Consider the following 375-nt stretch of genomic DNA (forward strand, 5'->3'; position numbering starts at 1 on the left):
TGGCGCAGTGTGAAGTATGAGGAAATTTACCTCCACGAACACGCCACCCTCATCGGGCTCTGTGCGGGCTTGGAGAAATGGTTCGCGCGCTACAACGATTGGCGACCCCATGAAGCGTTGGAAAACCGGACACCCCGGGCCATATATGATGCCAGCGGCGACCTCGAAGAGCTAGCAAAGCCGGAGGCAGCTTGAAAGCGACGGAGCCCGGGCGGCGGCAAAAATGAAAAGGCATCGTCCTCCATTCCGCTACGCTCCACTCCGTCCTCAGCCTTTTCATTTTCGAGTTCCAAGTGGCTAGCGCCTTGCCAAAGAACCCCAGAACAAGTAATCAATTTTCCCTCATCACCATCGTTTAGCTGAGCCCTCAACTGG

At 55.7% G+C, this 375-nt stretch carries 1 protein-coding gene; it reads left to right on the forward strand.

Going from position 1 to position 375, the window contains the following annotated elements; all coding sequences use genetic code 11:
- On the forward strand, positions 1 to 195 hold a 195-nt coding region (locus JIN78_RS18045), incomplete at its 5' end, for an integrase core domain-containing protein (RefSeq protein ID WP_200393194.1).
- Between the last annotated feature and the right edge of the window lie 180 nt (positions 196 to 375).

The organism is Roseibacillus ishigakijimensis (genome assembly GCF_016595415.1).
Classification (GTDB): domain Bacteria; phylum Verrucomicrobiota; class Verrucomicrobiia; order Verrucomicrobiales; family Akkermansiaceae; genus Roseibacillus; species Roseibacillus ishigakijimensis.